Raw genomic sequence first — 21905 nt, 5'->3', positions numbered from 1 at the left:
AGTCGGACCAAGCATGGCCGCCTCGATGTCGCCCCGTGCCGCTTGGACGACCGAGAACGCGGCCGTGGGCTATCGCTCGCGGGCCCGCGATCCTCCATGTCGCGGAACAGCCAGCCCAGCTGTCGGCCAGGGTCCTCCCCCGCGCCGAATCCGCAGGAGGGCATGCACCAGGACGGCCGACGCTGCAGAATGCAGCTGCGTGCGCCTGGCCTCGTCGCGCAGCAGATCGTACCGAGCGGTGGCAAGGGACATGGGCGCTCACCCCCTGCCCTTGATCCGCTCCCACTTCTGTGGCACGGGGACGAGACCGGGGCGAGTGAGCGATTTCAGCCTTGGGAGACGGGGCCACCGCACGGATGTGCAGCCCCCGACCTACTGCCGCTCGACCTCTGAGGACCGCGACCCGTCACCGGGGAGGTCGCCATCACTCTTGGGGGACTGCGGCGACCGCCCCGGCTCCACGAACGTCTCCAAGAGGATCGGAACAGCCTCATCCGGAATCCGGAAGCCAGTGGCCCATGAGGGCTCCGTCACCGAACCGTAGATGGTGTGGAGGAGGAAGGACTCCTCGCCGGTCAGCAAGCCTTGGTCTTCCAGCTCCCGTGCCACGGTGCTGATCGGGCGGGTGAACCCCTTGAGCTGCCGTTCGTCCGGATATCCGGCCAGGTCGTACACGGTCGCTCGGTCCACGAAGCCGCCGTTCGCCGCGGCCGCGATGATCACCTTCGCATGCGCCGGGTAGCGCACACGAAGGTGATCGACGAAAGCGCCCAGGGACTGGCGTGTCCAGCCGGTCTCGACCGTCATTTCCTCACGATCGCGGTCGGCCTCGCGGAGCTGTTCCAGTTCGTCGACCGAATCCTTGTCGACATCGAGCCCATCGAGCAGTTCCTCGGCCCGCGTGAGCAGTTCGGCAGGGGTCAGCATGTAGAGCTGTACACCGGCTTGCTCGCGCAGCTCCACCAACAGTTCGGCTCGGGGGCGAGCGGGGACGTCGCCGTCCCTCGGATGCCACCAGTCCTTCTTAACGTCACCAGTGACCAGCAGAACGTCGCCTGCACGGTTCTGCGCCTCCTGGAGGAGCTGCACCCAGAGGAGGTAGTCGCCCGCTGCGCGCTCCGGCGGCTTCGTCTTGAAGTCTTCGTACCCGGGAGGAATCTCCTCGTCCGCTCGCTTCTGCGCTGCCTGCACCGCTTTGTCGTACTCATCGGTCGCCAACGGCTCGCCAATACGGCCCTGTAGGAGCGGTTCCAGTTCGGCCAGCACGGGGTCAGTGTGGGTCTCGGCCGTGCCCAGCAGGGCATCTCGCTCCGCCTGTGCGTCGATGATCTCCCGCAGCCCGTCAATCGCCTCAGCCAGAGTCTTGAGCCCCTCGTCTATGCGCAGGGTGACGCCCTCGTCCTGCTTGAGACGAACGTCCTTCATCCAGCGGTCGACGGCGTCGTGCGCGGACCTGCGTGCCTTGTCGAGGGCGAGGGAGGTCTCCTTCGCCCGAGTGCTGTGGTGATGGCGGATCGATTTCAGCTCGCGATTGCGCCAGAACTCGGTGAGCACCTGATGCGGTACCCACAGCCGGTCGCGGAGCTTGGTGAGGACGGCGAAGGTGTCCTGCCGGGTGCGTGCGTTGGAACGGTAGAGGTTGAGCAGCACGTTTGTATCGAGGACGACCATGCCGGACTGAAAGACCCGCTCGTAGTCGCTCTTGAGGGGGGTGCGGTGAGCCCCGTCACAGTCGAAGATCCCACGCCCGGTGACCTGATCTTCCGGATGGTCCTTGTACCCCATACTGCTGCGCGTTCCCCTCGTTGACCCGGTACATGCCCGCGGCATGGGAGGCATGGTTCCAGGGTCAGCCTTGGTACGGGAGTGCCGTCTCGGCCATTTCCGAGCTGGAGCGAAATGTGGTCACGGAGGTGTGGAGTGTTACCAACAGGGTGGGTGTCTCGGCGCACGACGGGGAGGGCGGTTCCTGCACAGCAAGGTGGTGGTAATTCCGGCGGCCGGGAGGAAAGCGCACTTCCGATGCAGTCGACAATGCCTGTTGAGCCGTTCAATCGGCGGGTCGAGGTACTTGTCGCGGTGGTCGACAGACCGGAGGAGTCGGTGCTGTCTACGCAACTACTGGAGGGGCGGGGGTGGTCAGTACGGCCTTGGGTGCCATGCGACAGAGAAGGGGACGTGCTGGGGAGCGGTCGGCAGGGGCTGCTCGTGGAAGTCCGCCTGCACGGGGCGCGGTTCGGGGCTGTGCAGGCAGCAGTCTCGGAGATCGAGGGTCTGGCACGACGACATCAGGCGGGGATGTGGGTAATGGATGCGGCCCTGATCGAGCATGAGCTGTCCTTGGATCACCGGACGGTCCTGCATGCCTACAGCAGGCGTCGGGATGCGCCGCCTGCGCATTCCGATCAGCCGGGCTTCCTGCATCGCTTCTTCGACTGGTGTTCTGTGCTGGGCCTGGTGACGACCGTACGACTTGTCAAGCAGCACGGACGGCCGTCTGTCGAGGCAGTTGCCGAGCTCTTGGAGCGCGGAGCTCTTACCCAACGCCCCTACGACTCCGCGACTCATCAGTTGCGTATTCCCACAGGAATGCACGGTCAGGACCCGGCCGATCCACCTCCCGGCCCCGAGACTCCGGCCTGGCGTGTGGTCCTGCCCTTGCTGGCCTACCTCCTCGTGGGGATCGCATGCGGATGCGCCATCGCTGTCGTGGGCGGGTTGAACGCCATCCCCCCGCTCCTCATCGCGTGCACTCTGGCGTGGCCCGTGGGGCGTGAATTGACCCGCCATCGTGAGGAACCCCCTCTGGCAGTACAACTGGCATGGGGTGCCATGGCTGCGTGGCCATTGACCGTTTCCGGGTTCCTCTTCGCCGTCGTCTCGCCCGGCCCTCCAACTGAGGCCGGGCGCATGACCTTGTACGCCGTGCTTGGAATTGTCATAGCCGGCTTGGTCCTGTACGGCCTTGCGTACGCGTTCGCGCACTCCTGGTTCAGCCGCAATGCCAACTGGATGGTTCCGGCGCTCGTCCCGGCGCTGGCGCTCAGCTTGCCCTGGTTCGGAGGGCTGCTGCATACGACGTACCTCAGATGCGGGTTCGGCATTCCGTCGGAGGCGATCCAGGTTTCGGTGTACTGGTCGTACGCCGCCTCGCTGAAGCCGGTCGGTATCGCCGCCGGACTCGCCCTGGTGGTCGTGTCCTTCGCAGGGTGGATGCGTCACTACCACCAGTGGGTCAACGCCCAAGGGGTCGTACGGGTCGGTGTCCCGCTCATGAGTCTCTTCGTTGTGGGCATAACGCTGGTCGCGGGTCTACTCGGAGCGCAGGGTGCCGCATCTCGTGCGCAGACGGCCGCAGCATCCGGCCGTAACCCCGCTCCGTATTACGGGGCCGAGGGCACTCTCGTCTGCGTAAAGCCGCTGAACAAGGAGATCGCCGTCTTCAATGGACCGCTTGCTACCACGCGCCCGTTGCTGACCTTCGGACCGTCCGGCGACCGGATCTGGCTGTGGGATCCGCAGCGAGGCAAGTCTCTCTCCGCGCGTCTGGAGGACGTGGTGGTGACGGAGAAGACGTCACGGGCGTGCGACTGAGGTCACTCTGCGCACCGGGGCCGGTGGAGTGCGCCGTGTGCGCCCGCCACCGGTCCTGACGCCGGGTGAGCCCAGGTGTCAGCGAACCATCCCCCTGACGTTCTCCAGCATCGCCTGAAGCACGTACGGCGGATCCGAATCGGCCGTGCGGGCCGCCTCCCGATACGTGGCCGCATTCTTGTCCGAAACGCCCTCGCCCTTGTCGATGAGCTGCTGTTTCCGCTCTCCCCAGGAGGGCCAGGTCTCCCCGAGATTCGTCTCCAGGTTGTCCTCGCACACTGTGTACACGCTGGCCGAACCCGTCGCCGGCCACGGCGACCGGGACTCCCGCAGATAGCCGAGCAGGTCGGCGTTGCTCCCCGAGATCTTGCGCGCCTGCTGCTCGAAAGCTGCCTCCTTCTTCTCTCTTCGGTTCTCCCTGTCTAGGTGCCGAACCGACCCGCGCTTGCGCTCCTCCAGACCGGCGTCACCGTCGAAGATCACGTGGCAGGGTATGCACATCGCCGAGCAGATCGCGTGGCTAAGCAGGAGGTCGTCCCTGCCGGTCACGTCGACGAAGGTGATTCCCTCGGCACCGAGGTTGACCCCATTCCGCTCAGCACAGCCCTCGAGCAGCGCGCCATCGGTCGTTCCCTCGCCCAGCACCGCCGCATGAGAGAAGAACCCACGGTGCAGCACCCTGGGCCTCCCGAGGCATCGCTCTGGGCCGCGCAGGGCTTGGTTGGGGCGGACATGATCACTTGGACGCCTTTGCGGAGGCGGGTCGCGTAGGTGTACGGGCAGCGAGCACCGTTGGCGCCAGCGCAGGGATCGAAGAACGACCCCACTCACGGACGAGCTGTCGGGCACGCAGGGGGATCTTCCAGTGCTGGCAGGGAGACCATCCGGAGCCGCCGCCGCGGCCAGTCCCGTCGGTAAGCAGTTACCGGACCCAGTCCAGACCCATGCTGAGTATTTGCTGCCTTCAAACCTCACACCATGCCTGTGACCTGCGGAAATACCCAGATGCTAGATGTCGGACCTGAACATGGTACGAAGCATGGAGAAACTCCCGGATTGTCGGCTCCCTGCCTGCTTTACGCAGGTCAAGGGCAGTGCTCGGAGCCTACAACGGTTCGCTTCTCCGGTCAGCTCCCCCAGGCCCTCCCCGGTCGACCGGCGGCGACGGCCGGGGCCCCCGTCGAATCGGTCGGCGGACGGATTCCGGCGGTCATGCGGACCAGATGTCCATCAGTCGGTTCGCCGCGCGGAAATGGTCCGGCGAATCCACGTTGCACACGACGGTGACCGCGGTGTTCCGGTCCGGGCTCACCTTGAAGGTGCTGTGGAATCCCTCCCAGTCGCCGCGATGCACCAGGCTCTTGTCGGGGAGAAGGAGGATTCCGGCCCCGTACCGGCCTTCCTCGATACCGCGCCCGCGCAGGACGTCGCCCACACTCACCGCTCCCTCGGTGACTCCGGTGAGCAGTGGCGCTCCGCCGATGCGACCGGTGCGGTAGTTGTCGGCCCAGCGGACGAACTCTCCGGGGGTGGTCTGGACGGAGCCGTCCCCGTACTGCTTCCAGGGGGAGGAGTTGGGCCGGAAGGAGCCGTCCTTCTCGTCGTACGACTTCGCCTTGCCGGGGACGTCCACCGCCGGGGACAACGTCATGCGCAGGTGCAGCGGGGTGAAGAACTCCTGTTGGAGGAAGGTCGGGAACGGCGTGCCGGTCACCCGCTCGACGACGTGCGCCAGGAGGACGTAGTTGGAGTTGGAGTAGGAGAAGCGCTTGCCCGGGGGTTCTTCCGGCCGGGAGGCGAGGATGGCCGCGATCGCCTCCTTCTGGCCGGCCGGATCCGTCACCTCGATGCCCTTGGCCTCCAGCAGATCCTGGTAGTCGGTGATGCCGCTGGTGTGACGCATCAGGTCGCCCAGCGTGACGTCCCGCGTCCAGGCGGGCGGGTCGTCGAGGTATGCGGACAGGGGGTCGTCCAGCGCGAGCCGGTGCCGTCCGGCCAGCAGAAGGACGGCGTCCGCGGTGAATTGCTTGGAGTTGGACGCCATGTCGAAGACGGTCTTCGGGGTGATGGCGCGCCCGGTCGTCAGATCGGCCTTCCCTCTCCCCGCCTCCCAGACGACGCTTCCCCGTTCGCCGACGGCCGCCGCACAGCCGGGGCCGTCAGGAGAAGGCACCAACTCCTGGAGCACCGCCGCGCTGCGCTTCTCGCGGTCGTCGCCGGTCGCGTAGGTCTGCGGGTGCGCGGCACCGGACAGCACCGCCACGGCGATCATGGCGCTTCCGGCGGTGCGCAGGGCGACCGTCCGCTTCACGGGACACCACCTTCTTCTTCCCAGGGATCCGCGAACCGGTTCACTTCGGGGTGATCGTGAACGGTTCCCAGCCGAGGTCCGCCACGCATCCGGTGTCGGGCGCGGTCGGACGGGTCAGGAAGGAAGCCAGCACCTTCTGGGCGCAGGGCGACTGCGGGACCACCCAGTGACCGATGCCGGGGACCTGGACAGCCGTCGAACGGGGCAGCGTACGGGCGGTCTTCTGTGCCCAGCTCGCCCCGGTCTTCATGTCGCCCGTGCCGTTGATGAAGAGGGTCGGCACGGAGCTGACGGGCGCCACCCGCACCGTGGCGGTGCGGTCCGGGACGTTCCAGACGCGGCACACCTGGTCCTGGAAGGCCAGTTGAGGTGCCTGGGCCAGGACCTGGTCCGGCCAGTCGGGGAAGGCCCGGCGGCCCGCGTTCAGCACGTCGGACGCCGAGTGGTCCGGCACCCACTCGCTGCACACCACCGAGTTCGTCAGACCGTGGGCGCTCTGGCCGACGACGGGGACCGAGCCGGCGGCGCGGGCCCGGGCGAAGCGCTCCGGACGGCCGTGGGCGAGTTCGTCGATCGCCGCCGGGACCTCGGCGAACGGGATCGCCTTGGCCACCAGCAGGTTCACCAGTGCGCCGCCGTCGAGGACGACCTTCACCGGGTCACCGCCCTGCGGCGGCTCGACGTTCAGCGTCAGGGGGTGGGCCTCCAGCTTGCGCACCTGCTCGTTCAGGGTGCGTTCGAGGTCCGGGTAGCGGCTCTTGCAAGCGGGCTCCGCCGCGCAGGCCTTGTAGAGGTTTTCGAGGCCCTCCCGGGCTCCGGCCCAGGCGAAGGGCAGGGAGACGTCCTGCGGAGGGGCGATGGAGTCGAAGGCCACGGAGCGGATCCCCTGGGGGTGCAGGCGCAGGTAGGTCAGGGCCAGGTTGCTGCCGTAGGAGTGGCCGTAGACGTTCCATTCCTTGAGGCCGAGCGCGGTGCGCAGGTCGGCGAAGTCGGCGGCGTTCTCGGTGCTGTTGTAGGCACTGAGGTCGGTTCCGTCGGCCGTCAGACGGGCCCGGCACTTCTTCACCGCGTCGAGCATGAGCCTTTCCGTCCGCGGTGCGTAGGAAGGGAGGCCGACGGACGTGGCGTAGAAGTGGTCCAGCTCCGGGCAGGCGAGGTTCGGCTCGTCGTAGAGATTGCCGCGCTGGGCCATGACGATCAGGTCGCGGTCCCGGTTCAGGCCGGAGGACACGAGGAACGGGATGTCGTCGAAGGTCTCGCCACCGGGGCCGCCCGACATGAACACCACGGGATCCTGGGCGGGCTTCGCCGAGGCGGCCGGGATGACCGCGACGGCCAGTCGGACGGTCCGACCGTCGGGACGGTCACGGTTCTCGGGGACCTCCAGGAATCCGCACCGGGCGGTCGCCAGCGCCTCGATCGGCTCGGGCGTCGTGGGGCAAGGACCCGGCACGAAACGTGACGCGACGGCCCCGGCGGGGCCGGTGAGGGTGGCGGTGTCGGCGGTGTGTGGGGCGGCGCCCGCCGATGTCGGGCCGAATGCCGCAAGGAGGGCCAGACCGGCCCCGGCGACCGCAATCCCTTCGCGGTACCTGTGCTCTGCCATGTGATCCCGTTCCTCTGCCGATCGACGGCCGGCCACCGGGCGACGCAGCGGCGGTATGGGCGGAACGCACGTATTCGACGTTACCGGCTGGTCCGAACGCGTGCACACGGACGGCCACCGGCCACGTGCACCGCACCCGCGCGGTGCGGATCGCCGCCCGCCCCCGCTGCCGACAACCCGCAGAGGTTGGAGGATGGAGTATGAGCAAATTCCGGGAGCACTCCGGCGCCGGCTGCTCGGTTCTGCCATGAGCTCCTCCGCTCGCGCTCGGCCTCCTCGTCCAGGGCACCGCCCGGAGCGCCAGGAACACGCCCCGCCCGCCAAGGGAGGGGCGGCCCGACGGCCGCAGCGCCTTTCCTCCCTCCTGAGCGTGCGCAGCGTGGCCGGCGAGGTGTTCCTCCTCCAGCTGGCCGTCGTGATCCTGCTCGTCGCCGCCGCGGTCGTGGCGCTCGTGGTGCAGGCCCGGAGCTCCGCGATGCTGGACGCGCGGCACCGTACCCTCGCCGCCGCCGGATCGTTCGCGGAGTCTCCGGGGATCGTCGCCGCCGTACGCAGCCCCCACCCGAGCGCGGAGCTCCAGCCGAGCGCCCAGGCGGCCGCGAAGATCGCCCAGGTCGACGGCATCAACGTGTACACGCTCGACGGGGTCACCCTCGCCCACAGCGACAAGAAGCAGATCGGCAAGCGCGTCGTCGGCCCCTTCTCCAAGGCGGCGGCCGGCACGTCCTTCACCGAGACGTTCGCCGGGTCCCTGGGACAGTCCGTGGTCTCGGTGGTCCCGGTCAAGGACGACGACGGCAAGGTCGTCGCCGTCGTGTCCTCGCCCGTCACGGTCCAGAACGTCCAGAGCATGGTGAACGGGCAGCTGCCGGTCGTCCTGGGCACCGCGGCCGGGGTGCTCGCCCTGTCCGCGGGCGGGACGGCCCTGGTGAGCCGTCGGCTGCTGCGCCGGACCCACGGCCTGGGTCCGGCCGAGATGACGAGCATGTACGAGCACCACGACGCGGTGCTGCACGCCGTACGGGAAGGCGTGCTGATCATCGGGGGCGGCGGACGGCTGCTGCTGGCCAACGACGAGGCGCGGCGGCTGCTGGACCTGCCGGCGGACGCGGAGGGGCGGCCGGTCATGGACCTGGGGCTGGAGGAGGGGATCGCCGAACAGATCGCCTCGGGCCGTTCCGCGACCGACGAGCTGCACATGGCGGCCGATCGGCTGCTGGCGGTGAACATCCGGCCCACCGCCCCCTTCGGGAAGGCCGGGACGGTCGTCACGCTGCGCGACACCACGGAGCTGCGGGCTCTCGCCGGCCGGGCCGAGGTGGCCCGCGAGCGGCTGAAGCTGCTGTACGACGCGGGGGTGCAGGTCGGCACGACGCTGAACGTGGAGCGCACCGCGGAGGAACTGGCGGAGGTGGCGGTCCCGCGGTTCGCCGACGTGGTCACGGTCGACCTGCTCGACCCGGTGCTGCGCGGCGAGGAGCCGCCCGAGGTGATCACCGAGATGCGCCGCACCGCCGTCCTCGGCATGGGGGGCGACCATCCGCTCTCACCCGTCGGCGAGGTGATCCGGTTCGGGCCCACCGGCCCGATGGCCGCCGGGCTGGCCGGCGGGCGCGCGGTCCTGGAGGCGGACCTGCGGGCCTCCCACCGTTGGCGGGCCCAGCACCAGGCCAACGCCGCGCAGATCCTGGATCGCGGCATCCACTCCCTGATCGTCGTGCCCCTGCGGGCCCGGGGCGTGGTGCTGGGCATGGTCGGCTACTGGCGGGGGCAGGACTCCCCGCCGTTCGACGGGGAGGACGTGTCCTTCGTCGAGGAGCTGACCGCCCGTGCCGCGCTGTCCGTCGACAACGCCCGCCGGTACACCCGCGAGCACGACATGGCGGTGACCCTGCAGCGCAGCCTGCTGCCCCGGGGCGTGCCGGAGCAGTCCGCCGTCGAGGTCGCGCACCGCTATCTGGCCGCCCAGGCCGGGGTGGGCGGTGACTGGTTCGACGTCATCCCGCTGCCGGGCACCCGGGTGGCGCTGGTGGTCGGCGATGTCGTCGGTCACGGTCTCTACGCGGCCGCCACCATGGGCCGCCTGCGGACCGCCGTGTACAACTTCTCGACCCTCGACCTGCCCCCGGACGAGCTCCTCAGCCACCTGGACGAGCTGGTCGCCCACATCGACACCGACGAGCAGGAGTGGCAGGGAATCACCGGGGCCACGTGCCTGTGCGCCATCTACGATCCCGTCTCGGGGCAGGTGATCGCGGCCAGCGCCGGGCATCCGGGCCCCGCTCTCGTCGACCCCGACGGAAGCGTGTCCTTCCCCGAGGTGCCGGTCTCCCCGCCGCTGGGCCTGGGTGCGGGAATGCCCATGGAGACCATGACGCTCACCCTGCCCGAGGGCTCCCGGCTGGCGCTCTTCACCGACGGGCTGATCGAGAGCCGCGACCGTGATCCGGACGCCGGCCTGGCAGCGCTGCGGACCGCCCTGTCCGGGCCCGCCCTTACCCCGGACGAGACCTGTACGGCGGTCATCGAGGCGATGCTGCCCTCCAGGCCCAGCGACGACGTCGCGCTGCTGGTGGCCCGCACCCGCCTGCTGGATCCGGAGCGGATCGCCGAATGGGACGTGGAGCCCGATCCGGCGGCCGTGTCCCCGGTGCGCAACGCCTGCGCCCGCCGACTGGTGGAGTGGGGTCTGGAGGACATCTCGTTCACCACGGAGCTCATCCTCAGCGAGCTGATGACCAACGCCATCCGCTACGGCACCGAGCCCATCCGGGTGCGGCTGCTGTACGACCGCTACCTGGTCTGCGAGGTCTCCGACGGGTCCAGCACCTCCCCGCACCTGCGTCGGGCCGCGGACACCGACGAGGGCGGCCGGGGTCTGTTCCTCGTGGCGCAGTTCGCCGAGCGCTGGGGCACCCGGTACACGGCCCGCGGCAAGATCATCTGGAGCGAGCAGGCGCTGGACGCGGGGGACACTCCGGCCTCGATGGATCTCGGGGAGGCACTCCTGGCCGGGTGGGACGACGAGGGGCTCTGAGACCGCGCCGCTACGGCAGCCGCAAGGAAGACGGCGGACACCACGGTCCGGGACTGCGCCGCCGAGGCCGGCGAACGTACGCTGGCCTCGATCGGTACGCGTTCGCCCGTTATGGAGCCTTTGTGCCCACACCCCGTCTCCGGACAGCCTTCGTCGCCGTCCTCCTGGCCCTCGCAGGCGCGCCCCTCGCCGCCTGCGGCGACAAGCCTGTCGCCGCGCCCAGTGCCCCCGCGAAGGCCACCTCCGCGGCGGACGCCGGCGGTATGGCGGCACTGACCGCGGCGGCGAAGAAGGAGGGCGTGCTCAACGCGATCGCCCTCCCGCGCGACTGGGCCAATTACGGCGCGCTGATCGACGGCTTCGAGAAGAAGTACGGGATCAAGGTCGGTGTGGAGAACCCGGACGGCACCAGCCAGGACGAGATCGACGCGCTGAAGGAGCACCGGCGCGACGGGCGCGCCCCCGACGTGATCGACGTGGGGGACTCGTTCGCCCAGTCGGCGGCCCGCCAAGGCCTGCTCGCTCCGTACGAGGTCGCGGAGTTCGACCAGATCCCCGAGGAACAGAAGGACAAGCGTGCCCGCTGGGCCAACAACTACGGCGGTTACATCTCGATCGGCTGTGACGCCAAGCGGGTGAAGAACTGCCCCTCGACCTTCGCGGATCTGCGCAAGCCCGAGTACAAGGGCCAGATCTCGCTCAACGGCGACCCCACCAACTCCGGCTCCGCCTTCGCCGGCGTGTACGCGGCGGCCTTGGCGAACGGAGGGTCCTTCGGCAACATCCAACCCGGGATCGACTTCTTCGCCGAGCTCAGCAAGAACGGCAATTTCATCCCGATCGAGTCCTCACCGGAGACGATCGCGACGGGCCGGACCCCGATCAGCATCGACTGGGACTTCCTCAACCTCGGATACGCCGACCAGTTCCGGGAGAAGGGCGTGGACGTCGACTGGCGGACCGCCATCCCCTTCGACGGCAGCTTCGCCGAGTACTACGCGAGCGCGGTGAACAGGGACGCCCCGCACCCGGCGGCGGCCCGCCTGTGGCAGGAGTACCTCTTCAGCCCGGAGGGCCAGAACCTGCGGCTCGGGGCCTACGCGCGCCCCGTCCTCATGGACGCCATGGCGGAGGACGGCACCCTCGACAAGGCCGCCGCGGAGAATCTGCCGACGGTCGAGGGCACACCGACGTTCCCGACGGAGGGCCAACGGGAGAAGGCCCGGGAGACCGTCAACCGCAACTGGGCCAAGGACGTCACCGGCTGAGCCCGGGCCGACCGGCGCTGCCGCACGGAACAAAGGGCCGGGCGGCGGGGGGCGCGCTGTCAGGTACGCTCCCCCGCCGCCCGGGTTCTCAGGAGGCTCGGACGCGGGTCGCGTCGGCCTGTTCGCCGCCCCACACGAGGGCGACGGGGGTGGCGGACGGCTCCTCGGGGGTGGCGAGCCATCCCAGGAGTGCGCCGTCGCGGGTGACGAGGACGGCCGCGGAGCCCGCGGGCAGGTCCAGCGTCCAACCTCCGCCGGTACCGGAGCCGGTGACCCGGTCGGCGGCGTCGGTGGGGTTGAAGGCGCCGATGACGCGGACGCCGCCCCGGCCGGACCGGCTCAGGACGCGGGCCCTGCCCCGCGCCGCGGTCGGACGCGGGCCTGCGGGGGCGGGGAGCGCGGCGGCGAACGCGGCGAGGAAGGCGCCGACCGCGCCGGCCGCGGGCTCGCCGGCCGGGAGCGTCAGCTCGCCGGGCCCGTCACCGTCGGGGGGTCCGGCGCGCAGCACGGCGACGGGTACGGGGGTGCCGTCGGCGGCAAACGCCGGCTGCTCGCCGAGCCAGCCGAGCCCGATCAGCCGTCCGGAGTCGGCCAGTTGGCCATGCACGGCGTCGGCGAGTTCGGCGAGGACGGTGCGGCCGGCGCGCTGCCAGGCGCCGGCTTCGGGCAGGGCCCGGTCGACGAGGACCACCGCGTCGCGGTCCAGGACGGAGTCGGACAGCAGGTGGCCGTGGCGTTCGAGGAACGTGGCCAGCAGCCGCAGGCCCTGGGCGTTGGCCTGGTGGGCGCCGCCCTCGGCGAGCGGTGCGCCGGGGGTGTAGGGCGGTGCGTGCAGGGCGGGATCCACCCCTTCGGCGCGCAGTCCGTCGGGGTCCATGTCGACGAGCGGGCCCCAGGTCTCCGTGGCGCAGGCGGTGTAGACGCTGACGGTGGTGGAGCCCAGCAGGAGGGCCAGCAGGGCGTTGAAGACGGGGGTCGCCGGCCGGGCGAAGGACTCGTCGGTCCAGGTGAACCCCCAGTTCGCCTCGACCACGTCGGTGCCTCCGAGGAGGATCCCGGCCAGGTGGGAACCGAAGGCGGCGGTCTCCTTGGCCGGGTTGCCGATCCATTCGGTGTGGCCGACGAAGTACCCGGAGCCCTGGACGGCGCGCTGCCGGGCGGCCCAGGCGTCGAGGGCGGCGCGTGGCGCGGTGATCTCGGTGAGCGGGACGTTGGCGAGCCGGGCCGGGCCTTCGGGGAAGAGCGCGGAGATCCGGTCCCAGAGGCCGACGACGGCGTGCCCGGACCAGCGGGCCCATTGCTGCCGCGTGGCGCCGGTCCACCGGGTGACGTCCTCGGTGGCGAGGGCGGCCTCGTTCGGCAGGCCGTGCCGGGTGAGCCATCGGGCGAAGGCCCGGCGGGCGGGCGGCGAGGCGTCCTGGGCGTCCACGGGGAGGTGGGCGTCGCCGCAGGTGCCCTCGTTGCCGAGCTGGAGGGCGACGACGGGGCCGTCGGGGGCGGCGGCCGGAGTGACGACCTCGTCGGCGACGGCCTTCAGCCAGGCCTCGGTCTCGGCCTGGACGGCCGGGTCGAGCAGGCTGGGCAGCGGCTTGCCCTGGGAGGTGAGGACGGTGCCGTCCAACCCCTGGTAGGGGGTGTGCCCGGGGCCGCAGAGGCGGTCGGGCAGCCCGCCGAGCTGGACCTCGGCGTGGATGAAGGGACCGGGCTTGAGGAGGACGCCGAGCCCGGCGGCCGCGGCCAGTTCCAGCAGTCCGACGATGTCGCGCTGCGGGTCGGTCTTCCCGGTGAAGTCGAAGGCGCGATCGCCCGCCGCCCCGAGGAGCGGGTCGCCGATCTCGTGGAAGCGCCACGGGAGGTAGCAGGAGACGACGTCCACGCCGAGAGCACGCAGGGCGCGCAGGTCGCCGGCCCAGTGGGCGGGGGCGGCCCGGTAGTACGGGTACTCGCCGACGACGACGGGCCGGGTGGTGCCGGGCACGAGCGCTTCGGCGAGCGAAGTATGCGGGGTGCGCGAAGTACGCGGGGTGCGCGGGGCGGGGCTCATGCGACGGCCTCGTCGTGCGGGGGTACGAGGACGACCTTCAGGGCGGTGTACTCGGCGCCGGGGACGGCGGCGAGGGCCTTGAACGCCTCTTCGTGGTCGGCGAGGGCGAAGCGGTGGGTGACCACGCGCTCCAGCGGCAGCCGCCGGGCCAGTTCGACGGCCTTGGGGAAGATCATGCTGTTGTAGTCGCCGGCACCGATGATCTGCAGGCCGCGCTGGAGCAGGGTCAGCGGCCGGACGGTGGCGGAGGCGTTGCTGTTGAAGCCCATGACGACGACGCGGCCGCGTACGGCGGCGTAGCCGATGCTCTGCTCCAGGAGGTTGCCGACGGAGTCGACGACGAGGTCGCCGCGTCCGGTGAGGGCGGGGTCGTCGGGGGTGTGGACGGTGACGCGGCCGCCGAACTCGGGGGCGTCGAAAATCTCCTGGCCGAGCCGGCCGCGTACCGGATCGGGTTCGACGAGGAGCACGGTGGCGCCGTAGCGCTGGGCGGCCATGGCGGTGACCACGCCCATGGGGCCGCCACCGACGACGACGGCGGTCTCCCCGGCGGCCAGCCGGCCGGCCTCGATGTTGTTGAGCGCGCAGGCGAGGGGTTCGACGACGACGGCGCGGTCGAAGTCCATGTCGTCGGGAATCGCGTGGCAGAACAGCTCGGGGAGGCGGATGAACTCGGCGAAGGAGCCGTCGTAGTCCAGGCCGACCTCGGTCCCGGCCTTGCGGGCGCAGAAGTTCCAGTGGCCTTCGAGGCAGGTGGGGCAGGTGCCGCAGTACAGGGTGGGGTTGACGATGACCCGGTCTCCGACGGCGAATCGGGTGACGCCGGGGCCCGTGGAGTCGACGACGCCGACGGCCTCGTGGCCCATGACGACACCGGTCTCGGCCGGGAACTTGCCGACGAGGACGCTGCGGTCGGTGCCGCAGATGCCGCTCTGGGTGACGCGGATGACGAGGTCGTCCGCGGCCCGCGGTTCCGGCTTGGGGTGGTCGACGAGGGTGAGCGTGCGGTCGGCGGTGAGCGTCAGGGCCTTCATGATTCCTCCCTCGCGGGCGCGGCGGCGCGGCCCAGGTCCCAGCGGATGGTGTCGAGGAGCTGCTTGTGGAGTTCGGGGGTGGCGGCGGCGATGCAGGACTTCTGGTTCATCGGGCCGAGGTCGACCAGGGAGGTGCTGCCGAGGTCGTCGCCGTAGGCGTCGGTGATGACGACGCCGGCGTGCCGGGCGAGGTGGACGACGGCGGCGATGTCGTAGGGGAAGAGGTGCAGGATCGAGCCGCGGCCGACCCGCAGGAACGCTTCTTCGGTGTCCGGGTGGTCGCGCAGCACGCGGTTGCCGATGTCGACGTAGGCGTCGAGCTGGCCGGTGATGATGCGGGAGATGGAGAAGGTGCTGCTGTTGAAGACGAAGATGCCGCCGGTGTTGGCCGAGCTGTCCACGAGGTGGCCGTACGCCTGGGTCATCAGGTCCATCGGGTGGCCGTTGAACTCGATCGACCAGAACATGTGGGTCGGGTCGGTGTTGCGGCTCAGGCGTGGGACCGGGGTGGTGAAGCCGCCGCTGTCGAGGCCGTCGGTGTCGTCGCCGTAGAGCCAGGCGCCGCTCTTGATCTCGACGAGGCAGGCGGCGTCGACGTCGGCGAGGGTGGGTGCGCCGTCGCCGTAGGGGGCGGCGGCGATGGACACCATGCCCATTTCGAGACCGGCCGAGGTGGGGCGGGTGCCGTCGATGGGGTCGACGACGAGGAGGATCTGCGGCTCGGGGGCGAGCTCCACGTAGGAGCCGTCCTCGGTGTAGAGGGCCGCGGGGACGTGGGCGTGGGCGCGCAGGAAGTCCAGTACGGCCTTCTCGGCCACCTCGTCGACGTCGAACTGGGCGTCGCCGCCGGGCGAGTCGCCGTGGACGCTGCGGGCGCGGCCGGTGGCCTCGTAGGCGAGGAGTTCGGCGCGCACGTGCTGCCCGAGGGAGATGAGCAGCCGCTTCATCGGGTTGCCGGCGGTCATGGGGTCGGCAGCGGTCATCGGGCCAGCTCCGTGAGGAAGAGGTTCTCCAGGTTGTCGCAGATCTCCTCGGCCTGGTCCATGGTGAGGATCAACGGCGGGCGGATCTTGAGGACGTTGCCGTAGCCGTAGCGCGAGGTGCGCAGGATCAGGCCGTGGTCCATGGCCTTGGTGGCCAGGTGGTTGGTGAGCTTCACGGCGGGCTTGCCGTCGGCCTCGGCGATCTCGAAGCCGATCATCAGTCCGACGCCGCGGACGTCGACGATCTGCGGGTAGCGACGCTTCATGTCGTTCAGGCGTTCCATGATGTATCCGCCCGTGCGGGTGACGTTCGCCAGGAACGCGGGCTGACGCACGATGTCGAGGGTGACATTGGCAGCGGCTGCGGCCAGCAGGTTGGCGCCGTAGGTGAAGGAGTGGTGGTTCGCGGGGAGGCCGGCGAGCCGCTCGTTGGTGAGGATGGCGGCGACCTGCGCGCCCGATCCGCCGAGGCCCTTGGCGGTGGTGATGGCGTCGGGTTCGACGTCGAAGTACTGGGCCGCGAACATGTGGCCGGTACGGCCTATGCCCGTCTGGATCTCGTCGAATATGAGGGCGATGTTCTGCTCGTCGCAGAAGGCGCGTAATTTCTGCATGTAGCCGTCCGGCGGGACGATGTTGCCGCCGTTTCCGGAGATCGGCTCGATGAGGACGGCGGCGACCCGGCCGGAACTGGCGTAGTCGACGAAATCCTCCAGCCGGTCCACGCACATCATTCCGCAGGAGCCCTGCTTCTGCCCGTAGAAGCAGCGGAAGCAGTACGGGTCGGGAACCTGGAGGCTACCGGGAAAGAGGTTGGGGAACGGCTCGCGGCGGAATGCGTTGCCGGACATCGACGTCATCATCATCGTCTGTCCCACGTGGCTGCGGAACAGCGTGATGACCTCGGACTTGCCGGTGGCCATCTGGGCCATCTTGATGGCGCCCTCGTTGGCGGCGGAGCCGCCCGAGACCTTGGGGTGCACCTTCGTCAGATTGTCCGGAGAGACCTCGACCAGGCGCCGGACCAGGCCGTTGACCGGGTCGCTCTGGTAGGACGAGGTGATGTGGACCACCTTGTCGAGCTGGTCCTTCATGGCGGCGACGACGGCCGGGTGGGAGTATCCCAGGCTCAGGTTGAAGGTCGCCGACGCGCAGTCGAGGTAGCGCCTGCCGTCCTCGTCGTAGAGGTAGACACCCTCACCCCGCGCCATCTTGTGGTCGCTGACGGGGTAATAGATGTGCTCGGTAACGTCCTTGGTTTCCATCGGTCCCTCTCACACGGGTCGTTCGAAAGGTCGGAATCTGGACGGAGGAAAGACAACTCACGCCCAATGGAAAAGAGGTGGGAATCGGCGATGTGATGCCGGTGGGGGGCGGCCCGGATACTTCACCCGTTTCAGACAGGGATCTCACGGCAGCGCCTTCTCTTTCATATGATCACATTCCAACTCGGCCTGACAAGTGGCGATTTGGAGATGTAGATCTCTTTCACTCCCCTCGCTGTCCGTTTCGGTCACCTCGACGCCGCCCCAGCGTGTCCCGCAGCCGTTCGGGCGAGGTGAAGACATGCCCCTGGAGGCCGAGTCGCAGCGCCGCGTGCACGTTCTCGGCGCGGTCGTCGACGAAGAGGATCTCCTCGGGCGGCAGTCCGAGCTCGCGGACGCACCACTCGTAGGCGGCGGGTTCGGGCTTGGCGCTGCCGATCCGACAGGAGAGGCCGCGGACAGCGAACCGCTGCAGCCACGGCTGGGTGGCCTCGTAGCGGGCCGCCAGGTCCTCGGGGATGTTGGAGAGCAGGCCGAGCACGACGCCCTGGTCCGCGAGGAGGCCGAGCAGGTCCACGGCCTCCTGGTCGATCTCGCTCCAGCTCGCGAGGTCGGCGGCGATCAGCTCCTCGGTCAGCCGCCGGTCGAGCGGGCCGCCGAGCCGCGCGAACACCGCCTGCCAGTAGCCGGGACCGGTGACCTCGCCGCGGTCGTAGGGGGGCCGCTCGGACCAGTACGCCACCCAGAAGCGGTCGGGGTCGGCGCCGGCCGTGCGTTCCAGGAGGCGCATGGACTCGGGTGACTGGACACGCGCGATGACACCGAACATGTCGAAGAGGACGGCTTTCATCCTTCGGTTCCTCACGTTCTACGGGTTCACAGGGGGGTGACGGCGTCCGTACGCCCGGAGTCGCGCGATCCGGACACGCCACCGGGGTCGGGTGCGTTGCGGCGCAGCCACAGGCTCAGCACGCCGCAGACGACGGCGAGCAGGAACAGCAGCAGCGGCACCGTCCTCACGTCCATCGTGTCGATGACGGTGCCCAGCAGGGGCGGGAACGCCACGCCGCCGATCATCGAGGCGGCGATCACGTAGGCACCGGCGGCGCCCACGCCGGGCACGGCGCGGTTGAGCCAGGGCAGGCAGGTCGGGAAGATCGGCGCGATCATCAGGCCGACGCCGAAGTACGCGTACGGGGCGAGGGCCGGGACCGTGGCCAGGAGGAGGAAGCCGGCCATGCCGACGCAGCAGACGAGGAGGATCGACGGCGCGGACCAGCGCAGGCTGATGGGCGCGGCGACGAACCGGCCGACGGTCATGGCGGCCCAGTAGGCGGAGGTGGCGGTCGCGGCGGTGGCGGCGCCGTATCCGACGGCTTCGAGATGGGTGGGCTCCCAGCCGCCGACGCCGGTCTCGATGGCGACGTGCAGGACGTAGACGCCGATGAACACCCCGATGATCGGAAGCACCCGGGCGCCGCCGGCCGGGGCGCCTTCCGCGGGGGCGGGGGCGGGCTCCCGGGCGGCGACTCCGCCGAGGGTGACGAGGATCAGCAGGCTGATCACGCCGGTGCCGATGAAGATCTCCGGGTAGCTGTCCGCCCCGAGCCAGCCGATCAGGGCGGGGCCGGCGATCGCGCCGATGCCGAAGTGTCCGTTCAGCAGGTTGAGCATGGCGGTGCTGCGGTGGCCGAAGCCGACGGCGAAGAGCTGGTTGAGGCCGTAGTCGATGCCGCCGAAGCCCAGGCCGATGACGAAGGTGCCGGCGAGGGCGAGGGTCCAGCTCGGGGAGAAGGCGAAGGCGGCGGCGCCGGCGGCCATGAGTACGTAGGAGCCGCCGAGCAGCACCCGGTTGTTCAGGCGGCCTCGCAGGAGGTGGTAGATCAGCACGCCGAGGAGGGCGCCGACGAAGTGGGCGCTGAGGCTGAGCCCGGCCACGGCCGGACTGATGCCGAACTCGTCGCGCAGGGCCGGGATCGCCGGGCCGTAGAGCGCCTGGAGGGCGCCGATCACGACGAACGCCAGGCAGGAGGCGCCGATCGCGACGGGGGTGAGGAGGGGCTTCCCCCCTTCCGGCAGTTCGGCCTCATGGGTGGCGGTCATGGCTCTCCTCATCGGTCACGGCCGAATGAACACGATCAACGTTCACAGCGGCGGGAAGTTCCCACCGTTCCGCACAAGCTACACATCCTGAATGTTCGTTTCAACAAATCGAATGTTCGAAACGCACATCCCAGCCATCCGTCGCCCTCATCTGTGCTAAAAGCAGACACATGAACGTGATGGAGAGGCACAAGTTCGTCGTGGAGCTGCTCATGCGGCAGAACCGCGCGACGGTGGCCGAGCTGGCGCAGGCCACCGGGGCGTCCGAGATGACCGTCCGCCGGGACCTGGAGGTACTGGAGTCCCGGGGAGCACTGCGCCGCGTGCGCGGCGGCGCGGTGAGCAGCCTGCCCGGCGGCGTCGAGCCTCCCTACGCGATCCGGGCCATGTCCGGATCGCAGGCCAAGGAGCGGCTCGCGCGCGCCGTGGTCGACCTGCTCACCGACGGCGAGACCGTGGCGCTGGACACCGGCACCACCGCCGTGGCCGTCGCCAAGGCCATGGCGCACCGCCAACTCACCGTCGCCCCCCTCTCACTGCACGCGGCCTTCACCCTGTCCGCGCACCCCGGCATCCACCTGGTGATGCCCGGCGGGCAGGTGCGCCCCGAGGAGCTGTCCTTCTACGGCTCCACACCCGTACAGACCTTCAAGGACCTGTGCTTCGACACGTTCGTCCTGGGATGCTGCGGGGTCGATCCCGTCCAGGGCGCCACCGCCTACAACCTCGACGACGTCCAGGTGAAGCGGGCGGCGGTCGCCTCGGCGCAACGCGTGATCCTCGTCGCGACCGCCGACAAGATCGGCCGGGTGGCGCTGGGCCGCATCTGCGCCATGGAAGAGATCGCCCTCGTGGTCACGGACGCCCCCGCGGACTCCCCCGTGATCGAGGTGCTGCGCGACCAAGGGGTCGAGGTGGTCCATCCGGCGGAAGACTGAGCCCTGCACTCGACCCCGGCGGCCCCGGCGGCCTCGGTGCGCAGGGCCGGCCGGTCGTCTGGGTTCCATGCGTGGGCACCTTTCCGGGCGGTGCGCATCCCCGATCGGCGCGCCCCGATCAGCATCGAGGGGCGGACGGCCGCCCGCCAATGGGCTGCGACCGTCGTCTTACCGCCTGTCAGAAAGACGACAGCAAGAACGTGCCGCAATCTCCGGAGGGACTCCTACGCGTTCCGGCCATCCCCATCGGGGTCCGCCGTCCGGCGCCGTCCGGGCGCCCGGTTCGCCCCGTCCGGCGAATTCCGCACCGGATCAAGGCTCTTGCCCCACCCTCCCCCTCGGATCCCGCCCACAAGAAGCGTGTCCGATACATGTTCCTGGGGCCGCAGGGCCGCCGCGGAGTCTCCTAGCATCGCGATCGCGACGGATGCGAACGAGAGGGCAGCGAAATGAAATCAGGCGCGCCGCAACGCCCGCAGGACCGTGACCGACCCCGCGAGCTCACGTCCGAGGAGATGGCCCTCTACCGAGAGTTCGCGGAACACGGGCCCCTCCAGGGAAGCCAGGTGCGCGCACGGGCGGAACCGGACGCCATGGCCCGGACCCTCGACGCCCTCGTCTCCAGCGGCCTGGTGCGACGGATCGGCCCCGACCGCTTCGCGGCCACCGACCCCACCGAGGTCTCCGCGCGCCTGCTCAAACGGTGGGAGGAACGCGTCCAGGGCGCCCAACTCGACCTGCTGCGCATGCGGGGCCAGCTCGCCGAGCTGGCCATCGTGCACGCCGCACGCCAACGCGCCCTGGAAGGGCCGCCGCTGGAGCGGATCGAGTCGGCGGCCGAGCTGCGGCGCGTCCTCGACCGGCAGTCCGCGGCCTGCACGCGGGAGGTGCTCTGCGCGCAACCGGGCGGCCCGCTGCCCGAGGACGAGCTGCGCCCTACCCGCCTCCGGCACCGGGACCTGCTCGCCCGTGGAGTCCCCGTGCGCACGCTGTACCAGCACTCGGCCCGCTTCGACCCGCCGACCGTGCGGTACGAGACGGAGCTGGCGGCCCTCGGGGCCGAGGCGAGGACGGTGTCCGGCGGCCTGACCCGGTGCCTGGTCTTCGACCGCTCCCTGCTCGCCCTCCCGCTCCCGGAAACGGCGGGCGGGGCCCTGCTCGTCCGTAGCCCCGACCTGGTCGCGTTCGTCGCCGAGATGTTCGACCTGCTGTGGGCGACGGGCGAGCCCATCGGCAGACCGCGCGAGAAGGCCTTCATCCAGGACGTCGCCGACCAGGCGAGGCGTTCCGTCCTGCAGCACCTGATGCAGGGCGACGACGACCGCGCCACGGCCCGCGCCCTCGGCATCTCGGTGCGTACCTGCCAGCGCCACGTCTCCGCCGTGATGCGTCAACTCGGCGCGACGAGCCGCTTCCAGCTCGGCTACCTGGCCCACCGGCACGGGCTGCTCGCACCCGACGGGGCGGAGAGCGCCGGCGCCGGTGCCGGTGCCCACACCCGCGCCCATGCCCGCGTCGACGCCTCGACATCGATGTCAGGCACTGTGCCCGTACCGCCGGCCCCGGCCGGATTCCCGGGGTGCGCCGTGGACCGGAGCACCTGGATCCACCTGTCACGGGATCGCGGTACCGAGGATTTCTCCGAGCGGATCGGGCGTCGTCAAGAGGCGTATTAGTGGGACTTTCGGGACCGTCCGGCTGTCGCGGACAGTGGCCTCACGT

General features: G+C 70.1%; 15 protein-coding genes. 5 read left to right on the top strand and 10 right to left on the bottom strand.

Annotated elements, in window-relative coordinates; all coding sequences use genetic code 11:
- Positions 1-372: 372 nt before the first annotated feature.
- Positions 373-1785, bottom strand: a complete 1413-nt coding sequence (locus tag OG624_RS33910) for a PIN-like domain-containing protein (RefSeq protein WP_051762568.1) — start codon at positions 1783-1785, stop codon at positions 373-375.
- A gap of 423 nt (positions 1786-2208) precedes the next feature.
- On the opposite strand from OG624_RS33910, the gene OG624_RS33905 reads away from it, so the two are divergent.
- A complete protein-coding gene (locus OG624_RS33905) occupies positions 2209-3594 on the top strand; it encodes a hypothetical protein (RefSeq protein ID WP_158711728.1) in 1386 nt (461 codons plus the stop codon).
- Positions 3595-3672: 78 nt separating this feature from the next.
- Here the strand turns inward: OG624_RS33905 and OG624_RS33900 are convergent, their stop codons facing one another.
- The 3 genes from OG624_RS33900 to OG624_RS33890 form a co-directional block, all read right to left on the bottom strand.
- Positions 3673-4272, bottom strand: coding sequence for a TOPRIM nucleotidyl transferase/hydrolase domain-containing protein (locus tag OG624_RS33900; protein WP_371640206.1), 600 nt, complete (start codon positions 4270-4272; stop codon positions 3673-3675).
- A 532-nt stretch (positions 4273-4804) separates the two neighbouring features.
- Positions 4805-5905, bottom strand: a complete 1101-nt coding sequence (locus tag OG624_RS33895; RefSeq protein ID WP_371640204.1) for a serine hydrolase domain-containing protein — start codon at positions 5903-5905, stop codon at positions 4805-4807.
- A gap of 40 nt (positions 5906-5945) precedes the next feature.
- Positions 5946-7511, bottom strand: a complete 1566-nt coding sequence (locus OG624_RS33890; RefSeq protein WP_371640203.1) for an alpha/beta fold hydrolase — start codon at positions 7509-7511, stop codon at positions 5946-5948.
- Positions 7512-7881: 370 nt separating this feature from the next.
- On the opposite strand from OG624_RS33890, the gene OG624_RS33885 reads away from it, so the two are divergent.
- Positions 7882-10548, top strand: coding sequence for a SpoIIE family protein phosphatase (locus OG624_RS33885; RefSeq protein WP_033215405.1), 2667 nt, complete (start codon positions 7882-7884; stop codon positions 10546-10548).
- 122 nt (positions 10549-10670) lie between these two features.
- A complete protein-coding gene (locus OG624_RS33880; protein WP_033215403.1) occupies positions 10671-11816 on the top strand; it encodes an ABC transporter substrate-binding protein in 1146 nt (381 codons plus the stop codon).
- Between the two features lie 88 nt (positions 11817-11904).
- On the opposite strand, the gene OG624_RS33875 is transcribed toward OG624_RS33880, so the two are convergent.
- From OG624_RS33875 to OG624_RS33850, 6 genes are all read right to left on the bottom strand, one after another.
- Positions 11905-13860, bottom strand: coding sequence for a beta-galactosidase (locus OG624_RS33875; protein WP_371640202.1), 1956 nt, complete (start codon positions 13858-13860; stop codon positions 11905-11907).
- A complete protein-coding gene (locus OG624_RS33870) occupies positions 13857-14894 on the bottom strand; it encodes a zinc-dependent alcohol dehydrogenase (protein WP_266354844.1) in 1038 nt (345 codons plus the stop codon). Before OG624_RS33870 ends, OG624_RS33875 begins: the two co-directional genes overlap by 4 nt.
- Positions 14891-15877: an inositol monophosphatase family protein gene (locus OG624_RS33865; RefSeq protein WP_244290645.1), complete on the bottom strand. Its 987-nt coding sequence runs from the start codon at positions 15875-15877 to the stop codon at positions 14891-14893. The genes OG624_RS33870 and OG624_RS33865 overlap by 4 nt, the downstream gene beginning before the upstream one ends.
- Positions 15874-17142, bottom strand: a complete 1269-nt coding sequence (locus OG624_RS33860; RefSeq protein ID WP_352163498.1) for an aspartate aminotransferase family protein — start codon at positions 17140-17142, stop codon at positions 15874-15876. The genes OG624_RS33865 and OG624_RS33860 overlap by 4 nt, the downstream gene beginning before the upstream one ends.
- Positions 17143-17365: 223 nt before the next feature.
- On the bottom strand, positions 17366-17992 hold the full coding sequence (locus tag OG624_RS33855; protein ID WP_266354849.1) for an HAD family hydrolase: 627 nt from the start codon (positions 17990-17992) through the stop codon (positions 17366-17368).
- A 26-nt stretch (positions 17993-18018) separates the two neighbouring features.
- Complete coding sequence (locus OG624_RS33850; protein ID WP_371640201.1) at positions 18019-19245, bottom strand: MFS transporter; 1227 nt, start codon at positions 19243-19245, stop codon at positions 18019-18021.
- A gap of 170 nt (positions 19246-19415) precedes the next feature.
- On the opposite strand from OG624_RS33850, the gene OG624_RS33845 reads away from it, so the two are divergent.
- Positions 19416-20183, top strand: coding sequence for a DeoR/GlpR family DNA-binding transcription regulator (locus tag OG624_RS33845; protein ID WP_266354853.1), 768 nt, complete (start codon positions 19416-19418; stop codon positions 20181-20183).
- 515 nt (positions 20184-20698) lie between these two features.
- Positions 20699-21859 carry a helix-turn-helix transcriptional regulator gene (locus OG624_RS33840; protein WP_371593967.1) on the top strand — a complete coding sequence of 387 codons (1161 nt, stop codon included), beginning with the start codon at positions 20699-20701 and terminating at the stop codon, positions 21857-21859.
- Positions 21860-21905 lie beyond the last annotated feature (46 nt).

It is taken from the genome of Streptomyces virginiae, from assembly GCF_041432505.1.
Taxonomy (GTDB): domain Bacteria; phylum Actinomycetota; class Actinomycetes; order Streptomycetales; family Streptomycetaceae; genus Streptomyces; species Streptomyces virginiae_A.
This window is presented reverse-complemented; position numbering and strand designations above follow the sequence as displayed.

Excerpts from the sequence above, each read along its gene's own strand:
- OG624_RS33910 (WP_051762568.1), bottom strand. The coding sequence starts at position 1,785 with ATGGGGTACAAGGACCATCCGGAAGATCAGGTCACCGGGCGTGGGATC.
- OG624_RS33890 (WP_371640203.1), bottom strand. The coding sequence starts at position 7,511 with ATGGCAGAGCACAGGTACCGCGAAGGGATTGCGGTCGCCGGGGCCGGT.
- OG624_RS33875 (WP_371640202.1), bottom strand. The coding sequence starts at position 13,860 with ATGAGCCCCGCCCCGCGCACCCCGCGTACTTCGCGCACCCCGCATACT.
- OG624_RS33870 (WP_266354844.1), bottom strand. The coding sequence starts at position 14,894 with ATGAAGGCCCTGACGCTCACCGCCGACCGCACGCTCACCCTCGTCGAC.
- OG624_RS33865 (WP_244290645.1), bottom strand. The coding sequence starts at position 15,877 with ATGACCGCTGCCGACCCCATGACCGCCGGCAACCCGATGAAGCGGCTG.
- OG624_RS33860 (WP_352163498.1), bottom strand. The coding sequence starts at position 17,142 with ATGGAAACCAAGGACGTTACCGAGCACATCTATTACCCCGTCAGCGAC.
- OG624_RS33855 (WP_266354849.1), bottom strand. The coding sequence starts at position 17,992 with ATGAAAGCCGTCCTCTTCGACATGTTCGGTGTCATCGCGCGTGTCCAG.
- OG624_RS33850 (WP_371640201.1), bottom strand. The coding sequence starts at position 19,245 with ATGACCGCCACCCATGAGGCCGAACTGCCGGAAGGGGGGAAGCCCCTC.
- OG624_RS33845 (WP_266354853.1), top strand. The coding sequence starts at position 19,416 with ATGAACGTGATGGAGAGGCACAAGTTCGTCGTGGAGCTGCTCATGCGG.
- OG624_RS33840 (WP_371593967.1), top strand. The coding sequence starts at position 20,699 with ATGGCCCTCTACCGAGAGTTCGCGGAACACGGGCCCCTCCAGGGAAGC.